Here is a 23517-nt window from a genome sequence, read left to right as displayed (position 1 = left end):
TTACTCCCCCGCCTGCGGGTCGTCGGCGGTGTCGGTGGGGCCGGCGTCGGACTCGGCCTCGGTGCCCTCCGCGAGGATCTCGTGGAAGTGCTCGACGGCCTCGGCATCGGACTCGAGGTGGCCGCTGGCGGCACCCGTCATGGCGGTGCCGAGGTCCTCGGCGGTGACGGTGGCCGGGTCGGCGTCGGCGACCAGGCGCCCGCGGTAGATGACCCGGATGGTGTCGGACAGGCCGATCAGCTCGTCCAGGTCGGCGGAGATCAGCAGGACGGCCAGGCCGGCCCGCTGGGCGACCCGGATGTGCTCCCAGATCTGCGCCTGCGCGCCGACGTCCACACCACGGGTGGGGTGCGCGGCGATCAGCAGCTTGGGCTGGTGGCTCATCTCGCGGCCGATGATCAGCTTCTGCTGGTTGCCGCCGGAGAGGGAGGCCGCGGTGACCTCGATGCCGGGGGTGCGGACGTCGTAGGCCTCGACGATCCGCCAGGTGTCCTTGCGGGCGGCGCCCGGGTCGAGCAGGACGCCCTTGGAGTTGGGCGCCTCGGTGACGTGACCGAGGATCCGGTTCTCCCAGAGCGGGGCCTCCAGCAGCAGGCCGTGCTTGTGGCGGTCCTCGGGGATGTAGCCGATGCCGGCCTCGCGGCGGGCCCGGGTGAGCGAGCCGGAGAGGTCCTTGCCGTCCAGGGTGACGGTGCCGCCGTCCAGCGGCAGCATGCCCATGATGGCCTCGACCAGTTCGGCCTGGCCGTTGCCCTCGACGCCGGCGATGCCGAGGATCTCGCCCTTGTGGATGCGCAGCGAGATGTCGTCGAGGACGACGCGCTCGATGCCCTCGGCGTCGGTCTTGGCGATCCGCAGGTCCTTGACGTCGAGCATCTCGGTCGTGGTGACGGTCGACTCGCGGCTCTCCGGGGAGGGCAGCTCGGCGCCGACCATCATCTCGGCCAGCTGACGGGCGGTGACGGCCTTCGGGTCGGCGTCGCCGACCGTGGTGCCGCGCCGGATCACGCTGATCGCGTCGGCCACCGCCAGCACCTCGTGCAGCTTGTGCGAGATGAAGATGACGGTGACGCCCTCGGACTTGAGCTCGCGCAGGTTGTCGAACAGCGCGTCGACCTCCTGCGGGACGAGCACGGCCGTCGGCTCGTCGAGGATCAGGATCTTGGCGCCGCGGTAGAGCACCTTGAGGATCTCGACGCGCTGGCGGTCGGCGACACCGAGGTCCTCGACCAGGGCGTCCGGGCGCACGCCCAGGCCGTACTGGTCGGAGATCTCCTTGATCTTCGCCTTCGCCTTGGCGCCGATGCCGTGGAGCTTCTCGCCGCCGAGGACGACGTTCTCCCACACGGTGAGGTTGTCGGCCAGCATGAAGTGCTGGTGGACCATGCCGATGCCGCGGGAGATGGCGTCGCCCGGGGTGTTGAACTCGCACGGCTCGCCGTTGATCGCGATGGTGCCCTCGTCCGGCTTCTGCATGCCGTAGAGGATCTTCATCAGCGTCGACTTGCCGGCGCCGTTCTCACCCATCAGGGCGTGCACGGTACCGCTGCGGACGGTGAGGTTGATGTCGTGGTTGGCCACGACACCGGGGAAGCGCTTGGTGATGCCGCGCAGTTCGACGGCCGATGTCGCCGTCCCCGCGCTGGGGGTACCGTCCTCGCGCGGGGGGACGGGGTCGGATGCGGTGATGGCGATCTCCTGGTGGTCTGGAGGCGCGTCGTTGCGCTGGGAGGGCCAAGGGGAAGACGGGGGACAGGACGGGGCCCGGGGGTACGCGTTGAGCGCACCCTGCCGGGCCCCTCCCGTGATGCTTTGCCGTTCATGGCGCTGCCGGGCAGGCGGCAGTCGCCGGTGCGTCCGGGACGCGCGGGCCTTACTGGGCCGGCGCGGTCGGGACGGTGGTGGCGCCGGAGGTGATCGCCGTGGTGGCGCCCTTCAGCTTGTCCTGGATGTCGTCGAGCTTGCCGCCGGTGGTGGCGAGCGAGACGCCCTCGGCCTTCAGGTCGAAGAGCTTGATGCCGGTGAACGGCTGGCCCTTCTTGATCGACTCGATGTAGGAGAAGACGGCGTTGTCGACGTTCTTCACCATCGAGGTCAGGATGCTGTTCTTGTACTTCGCCAGGGCCGGCTGGGCGGCCTGGTCGGAGTCGACGCCGATGGCCAGGGCACCCGGCTTGTTGGCGACGGCCTCGATGGCGCCGTTGCCGGAGGAGCCGGCGGCGGCGTAGATGACGTCCGCGCCCTTGTCGAGCTGGCCCTGCGCGGCCTCCTTGCCCTTGTCGGGCGAGTTGAAGCCGGTGAAGTCCGGAGGCGTGGTCAGGTAGGTGGTCTCGACCTGGATGTTCGCGTCGACGGACTTCACACCCGCCTTGTAACCGGCCTCGAACTTCTTGATGAGCTCGGTCTGCACACCGCCGATGAAGCCGACGTGCTTGGACTTCGACTTGTTCGCGGCGGCGACGCCGGCGAGGTACGAACCCTCCTGCTCGGCGAAGACCAGCGAAGTGACGTTGGACGGCTGGTCCTTGTCGTTCGAGTCGATGATCGCGAACTTGACGTTCGGGTTGTCCTTGGCGACCTTGTCGACCGCCTGCTGGTAGACGAAGCCGACCGCGATGATCGTCTTGTAGCCACCGTCGATCAGGTTCTTGAGGCGGGTCTCCTTGTCGGCCTCGGCCTCACCGGTCTTGGCGTCGGCCTCGGTGACCGCGACGCCGAGCTCGGCCTTGGCCTTGTCGAGACCGCGGGCGGCGGAGTCGTTGAACGACTGGTCGCCACGGCCGCCGATGTCGTAGGCCATACCGACCTTGATCGAGCCGTCGCCCGAACCGGAGGAGGTGTTGGTGTCAGTGCTCTTTGCGCCGCAAGCGGCGAGCGAGGCCATGCCCAGGGAACCCGAGAGCACAACCGCAGCGAGCTTCATTGAACGGCGCAAGGGAGTATCTCCTTCTCACACGCACCTGATTAGCGTGGTCGGACGCCACCGTAACGCGCGTAGAACACGGTTGGGTTACGGGCTGCCGGACCATTCGGGTTGTTATCAAACCGTGGTCTCACGGTCTTCCCAAGGCCCTATTCCCGTGCGCGGACGGTGATCCAAAGCTGGTTTTGCGGCCCAGTCTACGGAACCGTTCGATAACCCCGGATGGCGGTAAACCGGCCGGTCACCGAGATGAGGTGCCGGCCGGTCGCCCGAGGGTCGCCCGAGAGGGCGTTCACGCAGTGCCCGAGGAGATGCCCGAGGACGGTGTGCGCCGCTCAATCCCGCGGCTCAGTACTGCTGTTCGGTTTCGGCGGCTCGGTCCTGCCGCTCAGCTCTGCCGTTCGATTTCCGCAGCTCAGTCCCGCGGCTCAGTGCTGTGGCTCGTCCAGGGCGAGCGCCGCGAACAGCTCCACGCCGATCCCGATCGCGCGCTCGTCGGCGTCGAAGCGGCCCTGGTGCAGGTCGCGGACGGTGGTGTCACCGGGGGCGCGGACGCCGAGCCGGGCCAGCGCGCCCGGGGCGTGCTCCAGGTACCAGGAGAAGTCCTCGCCGCCCAGGCTCTGCTCGGTGCTCTCCACCACCTGCGCGCCCTCCCGGCCGAACCGGTCGGTCATCGCCGCGTCCAGCAGGGCGACCGAGACCGCCTCGTTGACCACCGGCGGCACCCCCCGGTGGTAGTCCAGCGTCCACTTCGCCCGGTAGGTCTCGGCGAGCTTGGCGATCAGCTCGTGCAGCAGGTCGGGCGCCTCGCGCCAGCCGTCCAGCTCCAGGCAGCGGACGGTGCCCTCCAGTTCGGCGCGCTGCGGGATGACGTTGGGCGCGGAGCCGGAGGCGATCCGGCCCCAGACCAGGCTGACGCCCCAGCGCGGGTCCATCCGGCGGGCCAGCGCGCCCGGCAGGTCGGCGGCCATCCGGGCGATCGCGGTCACCAGGTCGGTGGTCAGGTGCGGGCGGGCGGTGTGCCCGCCGGGGCCGTCCAGGTGCAGCACCAGGCGGTCGCAGGCCGAGGTGATCGCCCCGGTGCGCAGGGCGATCCGGCCCACCTCCACCTTGGGGTCGCAGTGCACCGCGAAGATCCGGCCGACGCCGTCCATCCCCCCGGCCTTGATCACGTCCAGCGCACCGCCCGGCAGGACCTCCTCGGCCGGCTGGAACACCAGCCGGACGGGGCGGCGCAGTTCGCCGGTGCGGACGGCCTCGGCCAGCACCAGGGCGGTACCGAGCACCACCGCGGTGTGCACGTCGTGGCCGCAGGCGTGGGCCCGGCCGGGGACGGTCGAGCGGTACGGCACGTCGGTCTTGGCGTCGTCGATCGGCAGCGCGTCGATGTCGGCACGGAAGGCCAGGAACTCGGCGCCGGGGGCGGTGCCGGCCGGGACGATGTCGACGATCAGGCCGGTGCCGCCGGGCAGCACCCGGGGGCTCAGGCCGGCCGCCACCAGCCGGTCGCGGAGCAGGCCGGTGGTGCGGAACTCCTGGCGGCCGAGCTCCGGGTGCCGGTGCAGGTCACGGCGGAAGGCGATCAGCTCGGACTCCAGCCCCCGGACCCGGGCGCGCAGTTCGGCGGCGGGGCGTGCGGTGGCCAGAGTGGCGCCCGGCTGAGCGGGCTCAGGACGGTTCATCTCAACAAGGGTAGGCCTGTTGGGGGGATTTGGCCCGACTTCTGGAAAACTAGTCCCCGGATGGGCGCATACCGGCCGAACAGGTGGGTATGACATCTCGTTTCAGCCGCCTTCCCCGATTGCTTGCCCTGTGCAACGACCGCCCGGAGCGGCGGTCACGGCCGGCCCCTTCTTGGCGATGCGTCAGAAGCTCTCCACCGGGGCGTACACGCCCCACACCTCCCGCAGCGCGTCGCAGACCTCGCCGACGGTGGCCCGCGCGGCCAACGCCTCCTTCATCGGGTACAGCACGTTCCCCGCCCCCTCCGCGGTGCGGCGCAGGCCGTCCAGCGCCCGGGCGACGGCCACGCGGTCCCGCCCGGCCCGCAGCCGGGCCAGCCGCTCGGCCTGCTGCCGCTCGACCGCCGGATCCACCCGCAGCGGCCGGTACGGCTCCTCGGCATCCAGCCGGAAGCGGTTGACGCCGACCACCGTCCGCTCCCCGGAGTCGGTCTCCTGCTGGAGCCGGTAGGCGGTGCGCTCGATCGCGGCCTTCTGGAAGCCCTGCTCGATCGCGGCCACCGCGCCGCCCAGCTCCTCGACCCGGGCCATCAGCGCCAGCGCGGCGGCCTCCACCTCGTCGGTCAGCGACTCGACCGCGTACGAGCCGGCGAACGGGTCGACGGTGGCGGTCACGTCGGTCTCGTGGGCGAGCACCTGCTGGGTGCGCAGGGCGAGCCGGGCGGCCTTCTCGGTGGGCAGCGCGATCGCCTCGTCGAAGCCGTTGGTGTGCAGCGACTGGGTGCCGCCGAACACCGCGGCGAGCGCCTGCACCGAGACCCGGACCAGGTTCAGCTCGGGCTGCTGGGCGGTGAGCTGCACCCCGGCGGTCTGGGTGTGGAAGCGCAGCATCCACGAGCGCGGATCCTTCGCGCCGAACTCCTCCCGCATCACCCTGGCCCAGATCCGGCGGGCGGCACGGAACTTGGCCACCTCCTCCAGCAGCGTGACCCGGGCCACGAAGAAGAACGAGAGCCGGGGGGCGAAGTCGTCCACCGCCATCCCGGCGGCGATCGCGGTACGGACGTAGGCGATGCCGTTGGCCAGCGTGAAGGCGATCTCCTGCGCCGGATCCGCCCCGGCCTCGGCCATGTGGTAGCCGGAGATGGAGATGGTGTTCCAGCGCGGGATCTCCGCCCGGCAGTACCGGAAGACGTCCGCGACCAGCCGCAGCGAGGGCTGCGGCGGGAAGATGTACGTGCCCCGGGCGATGTACTCCTTCAGCACGTCGTTCTGGACCGTGCCGGTCAGCCGGGCCGGCGCCACCCCCTGGGCCTCGCCGACCAGTTGGTAGAGCAGCAGGAGCAGTGCGGCGGGCGCGTTGATGGTCATCGAGGTGGACACCCCGCCCAGCGGGATGCCGTCGAACAGCACGGCCAGGTCCTCGACGCTGTCGACGGCCACGCCCACCTTGCCCACCTCCCCGGCGGCGAGCGGCGCGTCCGAGTCGTAGCCCATCTGGGTGGGCAGGTCGAAGGCCACCGACAGGCCGGTGCCGCCACTCACGATCAGCTGCCGGTAGCGGGCGTTGGACTCGGCGGCGGTACCGAAGCCCGCGTACTGGCGCATCGTCCACGGCCGGCCGGCGTACATCGTCGGGTAGACGCCCCGGGTGTACGGGTACTCCCCCGGCCGGCCGAGCCTGCTCGCCGGATCCCAGTCGGCCAGCGCCTCCGGGCCGTACAGCGGCTCGATCGGGAAGCCTGACTCGGCGCGGCGCGGCTCGGCTGCCATGAGGTCCCTCCACGGGATCGGCGGGGGCATCGGTCGGTCCTCGCAATGTAGGACAGGACCTGGAGCGGGACCGGGCGGCGCGGGCGCGGACACGGTTGAGATGATCGGGTGAACGACCGGATGAGCCCCAGGGAGTGGCAATGACCGAGCAGAAGGTGGCCGTGGTCACCGGTGCCAGCAGTGGAATCGGCGCGGCGACCGCCCGCCGGCTGGCGGCCGAGGGCTTCGACGTGGTGCTGACCGCCCGGCGGACCGAGCGGATCGAGGCGCTGGCCAAGGAGATCGGCGACGGGGGCGGTTCGGCCAGGGCGGTCACGCTCGACGTCACCGACCGGGCCGCCGTGGACGCCTTCGCGGCCGAGGTCGGCCGGGTCGACGTGCTGGTGAACAACGCCGGCGGGGCGATCGGCGCCGAGACGGTCGAGCACGGCGACCCGGCCGACTGGCTGGCCATGTACGAGGTGAACGTGCTCGGCGTGCTGCACGTGACGCAGGCGCTTCTGCCGGCCCTGCGGGCCACCGGCGACGGCACCGTGCTGGTGCTCTCCTCGACCGCCGCGCTGGCCGCGTACGAGGGCGGCGGCGGGTACGTCGCGGCCAAGCACGCCGCGCACACCATCGCGGCGACGCTGCGCCTGGAGCTGTGCGGGGAGCCGATCCGGGTGATCGAGATCGCCCCCGGCATGGTGAAGTCCGAGGGCTTCGCCGTCACCCGCTTCCGCGGCGACGAGGAGAAGGCCGCGGCCGTGTACGCCGGCGTGGCCGAGCCGCTGACCTCGGAGGACATCGCCGACACCGTGGCCTGGGCGGTCACCCGCCCCCCGCACGTCAACATCGACCTCCTGGTCGTCCGCCCCCGCGCCCAGGCCGCCAACCACAAGGTCCACCGCGCCTGACCCGCCCCCGGCGGGCAGCCCGGGGGCCATGATCAAACGTGTCACCCGCCAGTGGTACACACGTGCGATGAGAACCTTCCGGGCCGCCCGCCCACGGGTCCTGCTGACCGCCCTGGCGGCAGGCACCCTGCTCCTCACCTCCGCGTGCAACGACACCGCCAAGCCGTCCCAGGACCAGGCCGCCGGCACCTCCGCGCCCGGCACCACGAGCCCCACGGCCACCCCGCCGCCGACCCCGACGCCCAAGCCCACCGGCGAGGCCGACCCGGCCCTCCAGCCCTTCTACGGCCAGCAGATCGCCTGGGCCGACTGCCCGGCCGACCCCACGGCCGAGAAGCTCAAGATCGACATATCCGGGATGCAGTGCGGCAAGCTGCACGTCCCGCTCGACTACGCCAACCCCGGCACCGACGCGATCGACCTCGCCCTGGTCAAGTACCCGGCCGCCAAGCCGGACCAGCGGATCGGCTCGCTGATGGTCAACCCGGGCGGCCCGGGCGAGTCCGGCGTCGGGATGGTCAAGTACGGCGCCAAGGACTTCACCGGCGCCATGCACAACCGCTTCGACGTCATCGGCTTCGACCCGCGCGGCACCGGGGACAGCTCACCGGTCGTCTGCTACGACGACAAGCAGCGCGACGCCGCCGACCAGCAGGACGCCCCGCTCGACCTGGAGACCCGCAAGGCCGAGCACGTCAAGCAGGCCACCGAGCACGCCGCCGCCTGCCAGGCCAAGTCCGGCAGGCTGCTGCCGTTCGTCGGCACCCGCAACACCGCTCGCGACCTGGACGTGCTGCGCGCCGTCAGCGGCGACAAGAAGCTCAACTACCTCGGCATCTCCTACGGCACCTACCTCGGCTCGCTGTACGCGGAGGAGTTCCCGAAGAACACCGGCCGGCTCGTCCTGGACGGCGCCGTCGACCCCTCCCAGGACACCATGGACCACGGCGTCGACCAGCAGGTCGGCTTCGAGAAGTCCTTCGAGCGCTTCGCCGCCGACTGCGTGGAGAACCACGCCGACGAGTGCCCGCTCGGCAAGGACCCGGCCAAGGCCGCCAAGAAGGCCGCCGACTTCCTGGACGGGCTGTACGACCACCCGCTGACCGTCAAGGACGGCCGCAAGCTGGGCCGTGACCTGGCCTGGACCGGCGCCATCTCGGTGCTCTACGGCGACGAGAAGACCTCCTGGAAGTACCTGCGCGCCGCCCTGGGCTGGGCGATGGTGCGCGGCAAGGGCGACTACCTGATGGACTCCGCCGACGGCTACAACGGCCGCGACGAGAACGGCCACTACAGCCCGATGCAGGAGTCCAACGGCGCGATCAGCTGCGCCGACGCGGCCCGCCCGGCACCGACGCCGGAGCACGCCAAGCAGGCGGTGGACCGGCTGACCGCCGAGGCGCCGCTGCTGTCCAAGGGCACCACCGTGGACGACTACAGCGAGGCCGGCTGCGCCTACTGGCCGTTCAAGACCACGGAGAAGCCGCACACCATCCGGGCGGAGGGCGCCGCCCCGATCCTGGTGGTCGGCTCCACCGGCGACCCGGCCACCCCATACGCCTCGGCCGAGGCGCTGGCCAAGGGCTTCGCCAGTGCCACCCTGCTCACCCGGGTCGGCGAGGGGCATGCGGCCTTCGGCAAGGGCAACGTCTGCATCGACCGGGCCCTGGAGGCCTACCTGACCGAGGGCACGATGCCGGCCGACGGGACCCGCTGCTCCTGAGGCGGGGGTGCCGGATCAGCGGATGCCGGATTAACAGATGAATGCGGGGAGGGCGCTGACGCAAAGATGTCAACGTCACAACTTGATAGCTCGTCCGGATGAATTCCGCGCGCGCCCTCCCCAACTGATGACGGCTCAACTACCTTTGAGGAGCTGCCCGACCGGCGCCGTGACGCCGCCCGCAGCCCCCATACTTCAGCTGCTCCACCCCACCCCACTTCACCGGCACCTTCCCGCCCTCACGAGGAGGACCCGCTGGCCAGCGACATCCCGCCACAGCGGCTCGATCCAAGCTCCGAGCCGACCCTCCTCGGGCTGCACCGCTTCAACGAAGCCGATGCCGGCGCCGCCGAGGAGGCCCTCCTGGCCTGCTGCGGCAGCCACCGCTGGGCCCTGCGGCTCACCGCGCACCGGCCCTACCCCGACATAGAGTCCCTGCTGGCCGCCGCCAGCGAGGCCTCCTACGACCTCCGCCCGGCCGACCTGGCCGAGGCGCTCGCCGACGAGAGCTGGATGCCGCAACCGCTGCTCGGCATGCGGGCACCGGGCAGCCAGGCCGCGCACACCGCGCTGCGGGCCGCCCACGCCGCGTACGAGGCCAGGTTCGGCCACGTCTTCGTGGTCTGCCTGGAGGGTGTGGCCCCGGAGGAGATGCTCGACACCGTGCTCTCCTCGATCCGCACCCGGCTGGCCAACGACCCGGACGAGGAGCGGCTGATCGCGGCGGACGAGCTCCGCCGGATCGCCCTCACCCGACTGGAGCACCTGGTCGCCACCCATTCGGAGGCCGGGGCGCGCTGAGCAGCCGCCGTCTCCTCCATCCCGCCCGCTACTTCTTCTTCGCCTGGGCGGCCCGCAGCTTGGCCACCTGCTGCCGGACGATCACCTCGTCCGGCGCGGCGGCCGGCTCGGCGGCGACCCCGAAGGTGGTGAACACCGCGAGCGCCGGCCCGATCCGGGCCAGCACTGCACGCTGCGAGAGCACCGCGCTCCCCGATTCATTCGTCAGGGTGAATCCGAGCGCGGCGTCCGCTCCCCCGGGGGTGGGCGTGTCCTCCCGGTTCAGCCGGTGCCTGGTCCGGATCGGCGCCTTCCTCCCCGGCTTCTCGGCCGGCGGCGCCGGGGCCATCGAGGTGAACGCGGCACACGGGCCGAACAGCTTCTCCAGCTCCGTCTGGAGCACGGCCGCCCGCCCCGTCCGGTAGCCGAGCAGGCCGCCGTACACGCCACCCCTGGGGTCGGCGGTCCGGGCCACGCTCAGGTCGGTCTCCGCGTACGGGTAGCCCGGGGCCGGCGAGGCCGAGGCGGTGCCGGCGCCGGTCGGGGCGGCCGAGGCGGCCGGGGTCACCGCGTCCAGCAGCGGCTGGCAGGCCGGGACGTCCGCGACCTCCCGCCCCGCGCCCGCCCCGGTGTCGCCGTGGCCTGGCGTCATCACCGTCACCGTGTAGCCCGCCCCGAGGTCGGCACCGGCCACCGCGGCCGCCCGCAGCTCGGCCGCGGACAGCTCGCGGCCGGGCCCGGCCCGGTCCGCGGAGGAGCCGCCGACCGTGGTGCAGCCCGTGGCGAGCAGCAGCAGGGCCGCGAGGGCGGCGGCGGACGGTCGGACGGGGCGAAGCGGCACGGGGGCCTCGGCAGGGTGTCGGCGGCGGAGCGGGCCGCCACCGTAACGCAGTCGAGCCGTCACCCAGAGCGACCAAAGCGCCGCCGGTTCCCGTCCGGCTAGGCCAGTCGTGCCTGATTGATCACACCTGAGACCCCCGGAGGCGGTTCCCGACGCAGCGTCGATAGGATGCTGGCGGCCGGTGGACCGTACCTGGCCGGGCTGACCGACACCGAAGCCGGCCGAGCCCCCAATCGCTTCCGGAGGGTTTTTCCGTGCCGGCTGGAACGCTGTACCGCGGCCGGGAAGGCATGTGGAGCTGGGTGGCTCATCGAGTCACCGGCGTCCTCATCTTTTTCTTCCTGTTCGCCCATGTCCTGGACACCGCTCTGGTGCGAGTGTCGCCCGAGGCGTACGACACCGTCATTCAGACGTACAAGACTCCTCTCGTGAACCTGATGGAGTACGGCCTGGTGGCCGCCATCCTGTTCCACGCCCTCAACGGCCTGCGGGTCGTCGCCGTGGACTTCTGGTCCAAGGGCCCGAAGTACCAGAAGCAGATGCTCTGGACCGTCGTGGCGGTCTGGGTCGTGCTGATGGCCGGCTCCTTCTACGGGATCCTGCAGCACACGCTGATCTCCTGGTTCGGGAAGTGAGCTGACACATGTCCACGGAATACTCCGACGCGCTGGTCGTCCCCTCCGCGCACGCGCACACCGGCAAGGGCCTCGGCACCGGCAACCCGGCGGACGCGTTCGTCATCGAGCCGCCGCGCAAGCGGACCCCGAAGACCCCGCGCCGCACCCGCACCAACTTCGAGATGCTGGCCTGGCTCTTCATGCGCCTGTCCGGCATCGTCCTCGTGGTCCTGATCCTCGGGCACCTGCTCATCATGCTGGTGCTCGACGGCGGCGTCTCCAAGATCGGCTTCGCCTTCGTGGCCGGCCGCTGGGCCTCGCCGTTCTGGCAGGTCTGGGACCTCACGATGCTCTGGCTCGCCATGCTCCACGGCGCCAACGGCATGCGGCAGGTCATCAACGACTACGCCGAGAAGGACTCGACCCGGCTCTGGCTGAAGGGGCTCATGGGTACCGCCACGGTCTTCACCGTGCTGCTCGGCACCCTGGTGATCTTCACCTTCGACCCCAACATCTGACGACAAAGCATCTAATCGGCAATCGGCAGAGGCCAGAGGCGAGTTAGAACCCCCATGCAGATTCACCAGTACGACACCGTCATCGTCGGCGCCGGCGGCGCCGGCATGCGCGCGGCCATCGAGTCGACGCAGCGCACCCGCACCGCCGTCCTCACCAAGCTCTACCCCACCCGGTCCCACACCGGCGCGGCCCAGGGCGGCATGTGCGCCGCCCTCGCCAACGTCGAGGAGGACAACTGGGAGTGGCACACCTTCGACACGGTCAAGGGTGGTGACTACCTGGTCGACCAGGACGCCGCCGAGATCATGTGCAAGGAGGCCATCGACGCCGTCCTCGACCTGGAGAAGATGGGCCTGCCCTTCTCCCGCACCGAGCAGGGCCGGATCGACCAGCGCCGCTTCGGCGGGCACTCCCGCAACCACGGTGAGGCCCCCGTCCGCCGCTCCTGCTACGCGGCCGACCGCACCGGTCACATGATCCTCCAGACGCTGTTCCAGAACTGCGTCAAGCACGGCGTCGAGTTCTTCAACGAGTTCTACGTCCTCGACCTGCTGATCAACGAGGGCAAGACGGCCGGCGTCGTCGCCTACGAGCTGGCCACCGGCGAGATCCACGTCTTCCAGGCCAAGTCCGTCGTGTTCGCCTCCGGCGGCACCGGCAAGTTCTTCAAGGTCTCCTCCAACGCCCACACCCTCACCGGTGACGGTCAGGCCCTGGTGTACCGCCGCGGCCTGCCGCTGGAGGACATGGAGTTCTTCCAGTTCCACCCGACCGGCATCTGGCGCATGGGCATCCTGCTCACCGAGGGCGCCCGCGGCGAGGGCGGCATCCTGCGCAACAAGGACGGCGAGCGCTTCATGGAGCGCTACGCCCCCGTCATGAAGGACCTCGCGTCCCGTGACGTCTGCTCCCGCGCGATCTACACCGAGATCCGCGAAGGCCGCGGCTGCGGTCCGGACGGCGACCACGTCTACCTGGACCTGACCCACCTGCCGCCGGAGCAGCTGGACGCCAAGCTCCCGGACATCACCGAGTTCGCCCGCACCTACCTCGGCATCGAGCCCTACACGGACCCGATCCCGATCCAGCCCACCGCGCACTACGCCATGGGCGGCATCCCGACCAACGTCGAGGGTGAGGTGCTGCGCAACAACACCGACGTCGTCCCGGGCCTGTACGCGGCCGGCGAGGTCGCCTGCGTGTCCGTGCACGGCGCCAACCGCCTGGGCACCAACTCGCTGCTGGACATCAACGTGTTCGGCCGTCGCGCGGGCATCGCCGCCGCCGACTACGCCAACGTGCACGAGTTCGTCGAGCTGCCCGAGAACCCGGCCGAGAAGGTCCAGGCCCTGGTCGACGGCCTGCGCGAGGCCGCCGGCACCGAGTCCGTGGCGCAGATCCGCAAGGAGCTGCAGGAGACCATGGACGCCAACGCGATGGTGTACCGCACCGGCGCCACCCTGAAGCAGGCGGTCGAGGACATCGCCGCGCTGAAGGAGCGCTACAAGAACGTCTCGATCCAGGACAAGGGCTTCCGGTACAACACGGACCTGCTGGAGGCCGTCGAGCTGGGCAACCTGCTCGACCTGGCCGAGGTGCTGGCCGTCTCCGCGCTGGCCCGCGAGGAGTCGCGCGGCGGCCACTACCGCGAGGACTTCCCGACCCGTGACGACGTGAAGTTCATGCAGCACACCATGGCGTACCAGGAGGTCGCCGCCGACGGCAGCACCTCCATCCGCCTCGACTACAAGCCGGTCGTCACGACCCGCTACCAGCCGATGGAGCGTAAGTACTGATGAGCACTCCTACCGTGGAGAAGCACTCGGCCGCTCTGGACGCGGTCGAGGCGGGCGGCGTCGAGCTGATCACCGTCACCTTCCGGATCCGCCGGTTCAACCCGGAGGAGCACCCGGACCCGGTGTGGGTCGACTACCAGCTGACGCTCGACCCGAAGGAGCGCGTCCTGGACGCGCTCAACAAGATCAAGTGGGAGCAGGACGGCACCCTCACCTACCGCCGTTCCTGCGCGCACGGCATCTGCGGCTCCGACGCCATGCGGATCAACGGCCGCAACCGGCTGGCGTGCAAGACCCTGATCAAGGACGTCGACCCGGAGAAGCCGATCACGATCGAGGCCATAAAGGGCCTCACGGTCCTCAAGGACCTGGTCGTGGACATGGACCCGTTCTTCCAGGCGTACAAGGACGTCATGCCGTTCCTCATCACCAAGGGGAACGACCCGACCCGCGAGCGCCTGCAGTCCGCCGAGGACCGCGAGCGCTTCGACGACACCACCAAGTGCATCCTGTGCGCCGCGTGCACGTCGTCCTGCCCGGTGTTCTGGAACGACGGCCAGTACTTCGGCCCGGCCGCGATCGTGAACGCGCACCGCTTCATCTTCGACTCGCGCGACGAGGGCGCCGAGCAGCGCCTGGAGATCCTCAACGACCGTGAGGGCGTGTGGCGCTGCCGCACCACCTTCAACTGCTCCGAGGCCTGCCCGCGTGGCATCGAGGTCACCAAGGCGATCCAGGAAGTGAAGCGGGCGCTGGTCACCCGCCGCTTCTGATCTCCGCCTGACACGGCGAAGGCCCCCGTCCGATCGGATGATCGGACGGGGGCCTTCGCCGTGGGCTCAGCGCAGCGCGCCGAGGTCCTTCGGGGCGGACCAGCCGCTGAAGGTCACCAGGTGCCGGTCGGCGGTCACGGCCCACAGGTCCGGCATGCCGTCCCCGTCACCGTCGCCCGAGCTGCCGAGGGTCGGGTAGGCGGCGGTGGTGAAGCCGGTGGCGACCACGTTCGCCTTCGGGTCCGCGAGCGCGGAGAAGTCGAAGGTGCCGTCGGCCTTCTTCGGGACCGGGTAGGCGTGCAGGTCACCGGTCGCCCGGTCGCGCGCCCACAGGGCGAGGTTGCCGGCGGCGTCCGGGCCGGGGGCGATCAGGTCGTAGCCGGCCCAGTCACCGGTGGTGGTGAGCTGACGAGCGCTCCTCAGCGCGTACGAGAAGCCGGGGTCGGTGAACAACCAGAGGTTGCCCTCCTCGATGGTCACCAGTGAGGAGACCGTCGAGTCGTCCAAGGAACCGATCAGGGCCAGCTGATCGGCCTTGTGCCAGTCGGTTGCGTAGCCCCCGGGGCAGGCGGTCGCCTTACCGGAGGCGTTCTGGCACGCCCTCGGCCGGGAGACCGAGAGCCGGCCTCCGGTGAAGGAGCCGTAGTCCTGGTTGCTGGAGAAGTACAGCGCCCCGGATCCGCCCTCGTGCATCAGCAGGTCGTCCATCGGCGCGTGGGAGTCGTCCCAGCCCCGGTGCATGACCTGGACGTTGGTCCAGGAATTCTGGTTGGGCGACCAGTTGGCCGGGATCGTCGCGGTCGGCGTGGTGCTCGCCGAGCCGGCGCTGATGATCTGGAGGTTGCCTGCGGAGTCCGGAAGCAGGATGTCCGGAACGCCGTCGCCGTCGATGTCGCCGAGGGCCTGCGGCGGGTTCGGGTTCGAGGGGGCGTAGAAGGTGTAGGACGCCACGTTGACGTTGCCCGCGTTGTCCATCACCTGGACGTTGAGGATGTTGGTGCCCCAGTTCCGCACCTTCAGCGGCAACGACACCGTTCCGTCGTCGTTCGGCCGAACGGCGTTCGGCGAGGAGCAGCCGCCGACACCCAGCGTGGAGAAGCTGTACCGGAAGCAGGCGATGCCGGAAGCCGCGCCGCCGGCCGGAGCCGGGTCGACGCCCTTGAGGACGAAGGTGCCGATCTGGCCCGCGTACTTGGTGGCGGTGCCGCTCGCCGGGAAGTCGGGCGAGGAGACCGTGGCGGTCGGGCTCGTGGTGTCCACGCGGAAGTGGCAGTCCGCCGACGGGGCGGAGGCCTGCTGGTCCTGCACGGCCCAGGCGTGCCATGCGTAGCCGTGCCCGTCCACCAGGCCGGGGACGGCGACCTTGGCCTGCTGGCCGTACGCCTGGGCCTCGCCGGTGAACACCGGGGCCTGGGCGCCCGTGGTCTCGTCCCAGACGCCGAACCGGGCACCGGTGCCGGTGACCTTGGCGTTGAGCGTCGGGCCGTTCGTGGTCCGTCCGACCCAGCTCGGGTCGGTGGTCGAGTCGCAGGCGTCGGCGCGGTACTCGCTGCCCTGGCTGGTGCCGAGGACGGCTGGCGCGGTGTCGGCGGCGAAGGCGCCGGGCGCGGTGAGCAGGCCGGCCGCGATCGCGGCCGCCGTCACCCCGCCGAGTCTGCGGGCATGCCGAAGTGTCATGGAGGTACCCCACCCCTTTGATCGAGAGATCTCGTTACGTGTACGAGCGGTGAGGATCTTTCCAGTGGGGACCGACAGCGGCAACGGAGATTCAGTCGGTGGCCGGGGTGCGGCGGGTGGCGCGGAGGCCGCGCAGGCCGATGGCGCCGACGGCGATGCCGAGGAGGAAGGAGGTGACGGCGAGGAGGAGGTGGATCCAGAAGAAGGCGGTGGGCTGGGAGTGGTCGCCGTTGGTGAAGGCCTGGCCGCCGGAGTCCTTCCAGAGGTTCTTGACGAAGGTGGTCCAGATGATGATCGACCAGACGCCGAAGGCGGTCAGGAACCAGGAGGTGCGGCGGCTGAGCTTCATGGCGGTCCTCGTCGGGGGTGGGGAGGCGGGGTGCGTCCCCCAGTATGCGCGGACCGCCGATCGGCGTAGGGCGGGCCCCTCGTACGGAGGACCGGCCCGGTGTGGCGCACAGCGGATGCCCCGAAGTGGGTACGGTCTGCGCGTGTCCACACGTCGTCAGAAATTCGCGCATCTGTTCGTCACGACCGCCGCGGTCCTCCCGGCCCTGTTAGCCGCCCCGGGGGCGGTCGCCGCCCCGCAGGAGCCGCCCCCGGCCGCTTCCGTGGTCGGCGGCGAGCGGCTCGGGCGCTCCGGCGTCCAGGTCTCGCCGCTGGCCGGAGCCCCGGCCCTGCCGAGGGACCTCACCGGCGAGTCCTGGATAGTCTCCGACGCCACGTCGGGCGACGTGCTGGCGGCCAGCAACCCGCATCTGCGGCTCGCCCCGGCCAGCACCCTGAAGATCCTCTTCGCCGACACCGTGCTGCCCAAGTTCGACCGCAGCACGGTGCACAAGGTCGCCGACGAGGAGATCCTCGGGCTCGGTGAGGGCAGCAGCCTGGTCGGCATCAAGGAGAACCTGGAATACCGGGTCGAGGACCTGTGGCGCGGGGTGTTCCTGAGCTCGGGCAACGACGCCGTGCACGTCCTGGCGCACATGAACGGCGGCGTCGAGCAGACCGTCGTCGAGATGCAGTCCCGCGCCGACGCCCTCCAGGCCCGGGACACCCGGGTGATCTCCCCGGACGGCTACGACATGGACGGGCAGCTCTCCTCGGCCTACGACCTGTCGCTGTTCGCCCGGGCCGGCCTGCGCAACCCCGACTTCCGGATGTACTGCGCCACCCGGCAGGCGATGTTCCCGGGCGCGGTGGACAAGAACACCGGCCAGCGCGGCAGTTTCGGGATCGCCAACACGGACCGCCTGCTGGGCAAGTACCCCGGCCTGATCGGCGTGAAGAACGGTTTCACCACCAACGCCGGCTCGACCTTCGTCGGCGCCGCCGAACGCAACGGCCGCACCCTGCTGGTGACCGTGATGCACCCGGACAGCTACCAGAAGGTCTACGACGAGACCGCGGCCCTGCTGGACTGGGGCTTCGCGGCGGCCGGAAAGGTGCAGCCGGTCGGCAAGCTGGTCGACGAACTCCCGCCGGACGGCGAGCCGAGCGGCCAGGCCGGCGGCACCGCCGGCGCGCCCCCGCCGGACTCCACCCCCGCCACCCGGCCCGGCACCACCCCCACTGCCACCCCCGCCGCCGCCGAGGACGACGGGCTCGGCCTCGGCGGCTGGCTGGCCGTCGTGCTGGTGACGGCCGCGGCCGGCTACGGGGTGCTGGTCCTGCGGCGCGGACGCCGCGGAGCGGCCGGCTGGTGACGGCCGGACGGACGGCCCGGCCTCAGGGTTCCTCCCGGGGCCGGGCCGCCGTCGTGTCCGCGGCCGCCTGCGCCTCGTCGGCCGCCGCCAGCAGCGCCCGGGCGTGCTCCCGGGTGCGCTCCCGGGCGGCCACCGGATCGGCCATCGCCGTCCAGGCCACGCAGTACATCAGCAGCCGGGAGACGAAGTTGATCCACAGCAGCAGCGCCACCGGCACGCCGAAGGCGCCGTACAGGCTCTTCCCGGCGACGGAGCCGAGGTAGGAGGCGAGCAGGACCTTCAGCAGCTCGAAGCCGACCGCGCCGATCAGCGCGCCCTGCAGCACGTCGCGCCGGCGCTGGCCGCCGATCCCGGGGAACGGCGCCAGCAGGTAGGCGAAGAGCAGCGTGTCGCACGCTATGGCGATGAGCACGCCGACCCCGGTCAGCAGGTAGCCGCTGCGCAGGCCGGTCCAGTCGGCGATCCGCCCGGCCAGCGTCGTCCCGGCGGTGGAGGCGCCCACCGAGATCAGCGACACCACGCCGAGGCCGCCCAGCACCGCGCAGTCCCAGGCCTTGCGCAGCACCACGTTGGTGTCGTCGTCGGGCAGCTGCCAGACGTCCCGGATCGAGGTGCGCATGGTGTCCACCCAGCCGAGGCCGGAGACCAGCAGCAGCGCCCCGCTGACCAGTCCGACGGCGCCCGCGTTCGCCACCAGGGACGGCAGGTTGAGCGCCTGCGAGATGCCCGGCAGCTGGTCGGAGATGTGCTTCTGCAGGTCCGCCACCTGGCTGCTGCTGAGCGTCGAGACGGCGATCGCCAGGCCCACCGTGAGCAGCGGGAACAGGGCGAGGAAGCCGAAGAAGGTGACCGCACCGGCCAGCCGGTTGCCCCGGGCCGCGGAGAAGTATTCGTACACCCGGTACGGGCGGCTGCGCAGCACCCACGTGACGAGCGGGCCGATGACCGGGAGGCGGGTCAGGAAGTCCACCCGACCGGTTATACCGGTCCGTCCTCCGAATGGCCGTCAGGCTCGGCGCAGTCTCTAGCGTTTCACCAGGCGACGGGCCCGGGCGAGGGCGCGGACGGCCTGGTAGGCGCCGTAGCGGCCGTGGCTGAGCAGTTCGGTGCGCACGCCGTCCACGCCGGGCGGCGGGCGGTAGCCGGCCGGCCGGAGCCGGGCGCAGTGGGCGGCGGCGCGGCGGAAGTACTCGCGGCGGTCGCCGGGCGGGATCCGGCCGGGCTTGGAGACGACGGTGTTGAGGTGGTGCAGCATCCGGCCGTAGACGACCGGGCGCCAGTGGTCGAGGTCGGGGCGGCGGTCCAGGAAGGCGAAGACCAGGTCGTACTGGGCGAAGACGTCGAAGTGCTTGCGGCTGGCGGTGGCCAGGATGTTGCCGCCCTCCTGGCGCTGGCGGTAGTGCACGCCGACCTCGTCGAGCAGGGTGATCCGGGCCGCGGCGAGCAGCACCGGGTACGTCCAGGGGGTGTCCTCGTAGTAGCCGGCCGGGAAGACCAGCTGCTGGGCGGTGACGAAGTCGCGGCGGTAGGCCTTGTTCCAGACCACCTGGAGCAGGTCGAGCAGGTCGGGGCGGGCGGCGAGGTCGAAGACGTCCGGGGAGGCGGCGCCGAACACGTGGGCGGAGGCGGCCCGGGTGATCCGGCCGTCGGCGTAGGTGCGGGCGTAGTCGTAGACCAGGACGTCCGGGTCGCCGGTGGCGGCGAGCCGGTCGTCGACGCTCTTGAGCAGCTGGGGGGTGAGCGTGTCGTCGCTGTCGAGGAAGACCACGTACTCCCCGGTGGCGACCTCCAGGCCGGCGTTGCGGGCCCGGCCGAGGCCGACGTTCTCGGGCAGGTGCAGCACCCGGATCCGCGGGTCGGCGGCGGCGGCCTCGTCGAGCATCCGACCGCAGCCGTCCGGGGAACGGTCGTCCACCGCGATCAGTTCGAGGTCGGGGCCGCCCTGGCCGAGCACCGAGTCGAGGCACTCGACGAGGTAGTCCTCGACCTGGTACACGGGAACGATCACGCTGAAGCGGGGCACGGGCCCAGCGTAGTGGCCCCGAAGGGCCCCATGGCCCGGAGGTAGGATCGGTGCGCACGTACGCACCGATCCAAAGTGCGGTCAGGCCCTCACCGGGCTGCCACGCTCCTTCCCGAGAAAGGCCTGCGTAGCCGATGGCTCCCCGCCTCTCCATCGTCGTTCCGATCTACAACGTCGAGCGTTACCTGGTCGAATGCCTCGACTCGATCGCCGCCCAGACCTTCACGGACTTCGAGTGCGTCATGGTCGACGACGGTTCGAAGGACGACAGCGCGGCCCTCGCCGAGGCGTACGCGGCCAAGGACTCGCGGTTCCGCCTGGTCCGCCAGGTGAACAAGGGCCTCGGCGCGGCCCGCAACACCGGCATCCGACACATCGACCCGGACGCCGAGTTCCTGTGCTTCGTCGACAGTGACGACTCGATGCCGCCGAGCGCGTACGAGTTGATGATCAACACCCTGGACGAGACCGGCTCGGACTTCGCCACCGGCAACGTGCTGCGGTTCCGCGCGGTGGGCTACTACCAGTCCGGCGGCCACTCGCGGCCGTTCAGGGAGACCAAGCTCAAGACGCACATCACCGAGGTCCCGGCGCTGGTCACCGACCGCACCGCGTGGAACAAGGTGTACCGCCGCTCCTTCTTCGACGCGGCCGGCATCCTCTACCCCGAGGGCATCCTGTACGAGGACGCGCCGGTCAGCGTGCCGCACCACTACCTCGCCAAGAGCGTGGACGTGCTCTGCGAGCCGATCTACCACTGGCGCGAGCGCGAGGTCGGCGAGATGTCGATCACCCAGATGCGCACCAACCCCAAGGGCCTGATCGACCGCGTCACCTCGGTCGAGCTGGTCCGCGGCTGGCTGCGCAAGCAGACCGATCCGCGCTTCGCCCAGTACCTGCGCTCCTACGACGAGAACACCCTCGTCGAGGAGATCCCGATGTTCTTCTGGTCCGTCGTGGACGGCGACAAGGAGTACCGGGACGCCTACATCAAGAACGTCAGTCGGCTGCTGCGGGCGATCGGCCCCGAGCAGGTCCGCAAGCTGCGGGCGCCGCTGCGGCTCAAGTACCACCTGACCCTCCAGGGCCGGATCGACGAGTTCGTCGAGCAGATCAAGTACGAGGGCGAGAGCAACGGCGGCGTCCAGGCCCGCGGTCTGCTGCGCCCGTACGCCGACTACCCGTTCCTGCGCGGCGGGCGCAAGAGCGTGCCGTCCGGCGTGCTCAAGCTGGACAACTCGCTGGTCATGCGCAGCCGGCTGTACGAGACGGCCTGGGTCGGCGGGCGACTGCAGCTGACCGGGCACGCGTACCCGGAGCAGCTGGGCGCGGCCGGCAAGCACGACATGGTCCGCACCCTGGTGCTGCGCGAGGCCAAGGGCCGCCGGGTGATCGCGGTGCCGATGAAGACCCAGTACAGCCCCGAGGCCACCGCCAGCTGCCACCACGACCTGTACAGCTGCGACTGGGCCGGCTTCACCGTCGGCGTCGACCCGAAGAAGCTCAAGCACCGCGGCCAGTGGAAGGACGGCAACTGGCGCGTCCTGGTGGCCGGCGCGGGCAAGGGCGGCGTCTACAAGGGCCGGGTCTGGGCCGGCTGGAGCGACACCGCGCAGTACATCCCGGCGCACTGGGTCGAGCCGGACGTGCGGATCGTGCCGTGGGTCCGGGACGGCTCCGTCTACCTGCGGGTGGAGACGGTCAAGGCCCGGGTGACCGGCCTGGCCTCGCACGGCGGCCGGGTCGAGGTGTCGGGTGCGGCCCGCTCCGGCTCCAGCTTCGCCGGGGCCCGGCTGCGGCTCACCCACGTCGAGTCCGACCGCGAGCTGGCCTTCCCGCTGGAGCTGGGCGCGCCGGTCGGCAGCCTGCAGCCGTTCAGCGTGTCCTTCCCGGTGGCCGAGCTGACCGCCCTCCGCGAGGCCTGGGCCGAGCTGGACCCGGTGGCCGCCGAGCGCGGCCGTGACCGCTGGGACACCGCGCTGGTCCTGGCCGACGGCAGCACCGTCCCGGTGACCTGGGACGACCGCAACGCCCCGGCGCAGCTGCACCTGCCGCTCAACCCGGACGCCCCGGTCGACCAGCGCCGGGCGCTCTACTCCAAGCCCTCCCCCAGCGGGTACCTGCAGTTCTCCGACCAGCTGCTGCAGCCGGTGGTGGACGAGGTCTCCGCCCGCGGTGCGGACGGCTTCCTGCTCAGCGGTTCGTTCCCGCTGTCCGGCGCACACCGCTGGGAGCTGGTGGTCCGGCACGACTGGCGCGAGGAGGAGCACGTCTACCCGGTGGAGATCGCGGACGGACGGTTCCGGACCGCGCTGCCCGCCGTGCCGACGGCCTCCTTCGCCGGCCGGGTGCCGCTCGCCCAGGGCACCTGGAACGTCTTCTTCCGCCCGGTCGGCGCCGTGGCCGAGGAGCTTCCGAGCTCGTACGCGCTGATCTCGCCGGACTGCTTCGGCGCGATGCCGCTGGAGGTGGAGTCCCGGGGCAAGCGCATCGTGCTGGAGCGCCGCCACCACGACGGCCTCTCCCTGGAGTCGCACTCGGCGCTGCTGCCGGAGGAGCGCAGCGGCTACCGGCTGCGCCAGCTGCGGTTCGTCGACTACCCGAACGCCCGCCGGCACCCGGTGCGCGACACCGTGCTGTACAACGTCGGCCTCGGCGGCCTGTACGCCGACTCGCCGCGGGCGGTCCACGAGGAGCTGGTCCGCCGCGGCCTGCCGCTGGAGCACCTGTGGGGCAGTGACGACCTCCAGGCCGATCTGCCGCAGTCGGCGAGCGCGATCCGGCTGTGGAGCCCGGAGTGGTTCGAGGCGCTGGCCACCGCCAAGTACATCGTCACCAGCACCCACCTGCCCGACTTCTTCGTCCGCCGCCCCGGCCAGGTGGTCCTGCAGACCTGGCACGGCAGCCCGCTGAAGCAGATCGGCCTCGATTTCGAGAAGGTCTGGTTCACGGACGCGAACTACCTGAAGGGCCTCGCCCGGGAGGTGCCGAGCTGGAGTCTGCTGGCGGCCGGCAACAGCTGGTCGGCCCCGATCCTGCGACGCGCGTTCGATTACAAGGGCGAGATCCTCGAAAGCGGTTCGCCGAAGAACGACCTGCTCTTCGCGGCCGACCGGGAGAAGACCGCCGAACAGGTGCGCGAAAGGCTCGGCCTGCCCGAGGGCAAGAAGGTCGTGCTCTACGCGCCGACCTGGCGCGAGGACCGGCGCCGGCCGAACGGCGGGTACCAGCTGGACCTGCGGCTCGACCTGGCGGCGGCCAAGGCCGCGCTCGGCGACGACCAGGTGCTGCTGGTGCGCCGACACAGCATGATGTGCGGTCAGATCCCGGGCGCCGGCAACGGCTACATCTGGGACGTCGGCAGCTACCCCGACATGGCGGAGCTGCTGCTGATCGCCGACGTGCTGATCACCGACTACTCGGCCAGCGTGTTCGACTTCGCCGCGACCGGCAAGCCGATCCTGTTCTTCACCTACGACCTGGAGCACTACCGCGACAACCTGCGCGGCTTCAGCCTGAACTTCGAGGCGGAGGCGCCCGGCCCACTGCTGGCCACCTCCGAGGAACTGGTCGACGCGCTCGGCCGGGTCGGCGAGGTCGCGGCCGAGTACGCCGACAAGGCCGCCGCGTTCCGCACGGCGTACTGCGACCTGGACGACGGCAAGGCCTCCGCCCGGGTGGTCGACGCGATGCTCCGCGCGGAGTAGTGCCGAGCAGCACCGAGTAACACGGGGTGGCCCGCAGCACCCCCGAGAGCCCCACCGAGGTGCCCGACGCGAACCGCGTCGGGC

General features: G+C 71.1%; 18 protein-coding genes. 9 read left to right on the top strand and 9 right to left on the bottom strand.

The window, feature by feature from the left end; translation table 11 throughout:
* From ACFVHI_RS14295 to ACFVHI_RS14280, 4 genes are all read right to left on the bottom strand, one after another.
* Positions 1–1581 (bottom strand): ABC transporter ATP-binding protein, encoded by a 1581-nt coding sequence (locus ACFVHI_RS14295; protein ID WP_063349049.1) that lies wholly within the window; start codon positions 1579–1581, stop codon positions 1–3.
* Between the two features lie 292 nt (positions 1582–1873).
* Positions 1874–2935 carry a BMP family protein gene (locus tag ACFVHI_RS14290; protein ID WP_063349048.1) on the bottom strand — a complete coding sequence of 354 codons (1062 nt, stop codon included), beginning with the start codon at positions 2933–2935 and terminating at the stop codon, positions 1874–1876.
* Between the two features lie 416 nt (positions 2936–3351).
* The gene (locus tag ACFVHI_RS14285) at positions 3352–4605 is read right to left on the bottom strand and encodes an amidohydrolase (protein WP_079135828.1); all 1254 of its coding nucleotides are present in this window, start codon (positions 4603–4605) and stop codon (positions 3352–3354) included.
* Between the two features lie 183 nt (positions 4606–4788).
* Positions 4789–6378: a methylmalonyl-CoA mutase gene (locus ACFVHI_RS14280; RefSeq protein ID WP_380338961.1), complete on the bottom strand. Its 1590-nt coding sequence runs from the start codon at positions 6376–6378 to the stop codon at positions 4789–4791.
* A 140-nt stretch (positions 6379–6518) separates the two neighbouring features.
* On the opposite strand from ACFVHI_RS14280, the gene ACFVHI_RS14275 reads away from it, so the two are divergent.
* The 3 genes from ACFVHI_RS14275 to ACFVHI_RS14265 all read left to right on the top strand — a co-directional run bounded on the left by ACFVHI_RS14275 (position 6519) and on the right by ACFVHI_RS14265 (position 9798).
* On the top strand, positions 6519–7274 hold the full coding sequence (locus ACFVHI_RS14275; protein ID WP_363369213.1) for an SDR family oxidoreductase: 756 nt from the start codon (positions 6519–6521) through the stop codon (positions 7272–7274).
* A 67-nt stretch (positions 7275–7341) separates the two neighbouring features.
* Entirely contained in the window at positions 7342–8997 is a 1656-nt protein-coding gene (locus tag ACFVHI_RS14270; RefSeq protein ID WP_380338958.1) for an alpha/beta hydrolase, read from the top strand.
* A gap of 255 nt (positions 8998–9252) precedes the next feature.
* The gene (locus tag ACFVHI_RS14265; RefSeq protein ID WP_380338984.1) at positions 9253–9798 is read left to right on the top strand and encodes a 2-oxo-4-hydroxy-4-carboxy-5-ureidoimidazoline decarboxylase; all 546 of its coding nucleotides are present in this window, start codon (positions 9253–9255) and stop codon (positions 9796–9798) included.
* A 28-nt stretch (positions 9799–9826) separates the two neighbouring features.
* Here the strand turns inward: ACFVHI_RS14265 and ACFVHI_RS14260 are convergent, their stop codons facing one another.
* On the bottom strand, positions 9827–10618 hold the full coding sequence (locus ACFVHI_RS14260; RefSeq protein WP_380338955.1) for a hypothetical protein: 792 nt from the start codon (positions 10616–10618) through the stop codon (positions 9827–9829).
* 254 nt (positions 10619–10872) lie between these two features.
* Between ACFVHI_RS14260 and sdhC the strand changes: the two genes are divergently transcribed.
* From sdhC to ACFVHI_RS14240, 4 genes are read left to right on the top strand one after another with little or no spacing between them, the layout of a single operon-like run.
* Positions 10873–11253 (top strand): succinate dehydrogenase, cytochrome b556 subunit, encoded by a 381-nt coding sequence (gene sdhC / locus ACFVHI_RS14255; RefSeq protein WP_063349043.1) that lies wholly within the window; start codon positions 10873–10875, stop codon positions 11251–11253.
* Positions 11254–11261: 8 nt separating this feature from the next.
* A complete protein-coding gene (locus ACFVHI_RS14250) occupies positions 11262–11753 on the top strand; it encodes a succinate dehydrogenase hydrophobic membrane anchor subunit (protein WP_063349042.1) in 492 nt (163 codons plus the stop codon).
* 54 nt (positions 11754–11807) lie between these two features.
* A complete protein-coding gene (gene sdhA, locus ACFVHI_RS14245; RefSeq protein ID WP_063349041.1) occupies positions 11808–13550 on the top strand; it encodes a succinate dehydrogenase flavoprotein subunit in 1743 nt (580 codons plus the stop codon).
* Positions 13550–14323, top strand: coding sequence for a succinate dehydrogenase iron-sulfur subunit (locus tag ACFVHI_RS14240; RefSeq protein ID WP_063349040.1), 774 nt, complete (start codon positions 13550–13552; stop codon positions 14321–14323). The genes sdhA and ACFVHI_RS14240 overlap by 1 nt, the downstream gene beginning before the upstream one ends.
* Before the next feature lie 66 nt (positions 14324–14389).
* Here the strand turns inward: ACFVHI_RS14240 and ACFVHI_RS14235 are convergent, their stop codons facing one another.
* Together ACFVHI_RS14235 and ACFVHI_RS14230 are read right to left on the bottom strand one after the other, a co-directional pair.
* Positions 14390–16000: a hypothetical protein gene (locus ACFVHI_RS14235; RefSeq protein ID WP_380338951.1), complete on the bottom strand. Its 1611-nt coding sequence runs from the start codon at positions 15998–16000 to the stop codon at positions 14390–14392.
* Positions 16001–16091: 91 nt separating this feature from the next.
* The gene (locus ACFVHI_RS14230; RefSeq protein WP_063349038.1) at positions 16092–16349 is read right to left on the bottom strand and encodes an SCO4848 family membrane protein; all 258 of its coding nucleotides are present in this window, start codon (positions 16347–16349) and stop codon (positions 16092–16094) included.
* Positions 16350–16491: 142 nt separating this feature from the next.
* On the opposite strand from ACFVHI_RS14230, the gene ACFVHI_RS14225 reads away from it, so the two are divergent.
* Positions 16492–17703, top strand: coding sequence for a D-alanyl-D-alanine carboxypeptidase family protein (locus tag ACFVHI_RS14225; protein ID WP_380338948.1), 1212 nt, complete (start codon positions 16492–16494; stop codon positions 17701–17703).
* 22 nt (positions 17704–17725) lie between these two features.
* On the opposite strand, the gene ACFVHI_RS14220 is transcribed toward ACFVHI_RS14225, so the two are convergent.
* Together ACFVHI_RS14220 and ACFVHI_RS14215 are read right to left on the bottom strand one after the other, a co-directional pair.
* Positions 17726–18673: a YihY/virulence factor BrkB family protein gene (locus ACFVHI_RS14220; RefSeq protein ID WP_380338945.1), complete on the bottom strand. Its 948-nt coding sequence runs from the start codon at positions 18671–18673 to the stop codon at positions 17726–17728.
* A gap of 54 nt (positions 18674–18727) precedes the next feature.
* Positions 18728–19726, bottom strand: coding sequence for a glycosyltransferase (locus tag ACFVHI_RS14215; protein WP_079135826.1), 999 nt, complete (start codon positions 19724–19726; stop codon positions 18728–18730).
* 134 nt (positions 19727–19860) lie between these two features.
* Between ACFVHI_RS14215 and ACFVHI_RS14210 the strand changes: the two genes are divergently transcribed.
* Positions 19861–23433: a CDP-glycerol glycerophosphotransferase family protein gene (locus ACFVHI_RS14210; RefSeq protein WP_380338942.1), complete on the top strand. Its 3573-nt coding sequence runs from the start codon at positions 19861–19863 to the stop codon at positions 23431–23433.
* Positions 23434–23517 lie beyond the last annotated feature (84 nt).

Origin of the sequence: Kitasatospora sp. NPDC127121 (assembly GCF_042677305.1) — a bacterium.
In the GTDB taxonomy this organism is placed as follows: Bacteria; Actinomycetota; Actinomycetes; order Streptomycetales; family Streptomycetaceae; genus Kitasatospora.
This window is presented reverse-complemented; position numbering and strand designations above follow the sequence as displayed.